The following is a 587-nucleotide window of genomic DNA, read 5'->3' as shown; positions in this document are numbered from 1 at the left end:
AGTACAAGCCATTGGCTTCAATATCAAAAACGTAGACTTTAGAATGGTGATTTAGCTTCTTAGGCATCCTTTGCCAATACTCCTTCCATTTCATCTACGAATCGGAAGTGATCCGACTTATCCACCTCGTCCTCTGTACGCTCTAAAAGACGTCCCGTTTCGTGAACGTATTTAGTATAACAGATACCAGTTTGACCGTAATTACGCTCTTTGAGCAAACGGATCACACTGTTATTCTTTCCTTACCTTCCGCCTGCTTGTCACGCTCAAAGCCGATGATACATTGACACCAACGCATCAATGATCTAGACCCTGTAAACTGAACTTCTTTTACCTGACCACCCTCTTCATGAGGATCGCCAGAACTCGGAGCATTTAAGTGAGACAGCACAAATGCTGTAAACTCAAGCTCTTGACACATCCCAGCAAGCTCAGATGCAATCTTCGAGATTTCAGTGTTGATTTCAGACGGAGTAAGGTGAGATACCAATGCAGTGATGTTATCAAGAATAATAAACTTAACATCATTCTCAATAACCCAAAAACGAATACACTGTTTGATATCTTCCCAATCGTTCTGACCAAAG

1 protein-coding gene is annotated in these 587 nt (G+C 41.7%); it reads right to left on the bottom strand.

The features are described 5' to 3' along the window. Positions 1-223: 223 nt before the first annotated feature. The coding region (locus N1032_RS26645; protein WP_259543671.1) for a P-loop NTPase family protein at positions 224-587 on the bottom strand (364 nt) is incomplete at its 5' end.

Origin of the sequence: Herbiconiux daphne, from assembly GCF_024979295.1 — a bacterium.
Lineage (GTDB): Bacteria > Actinomycetota > Actinomycetes > Actinomycetales > Microbacteriaceae > Herbiconiux > Herbiconiux daphnes.
Note: the sequence above shows the minus strand (reverse complement) of the source record. Positions and strands in the feature narration are given on the sequence as shown.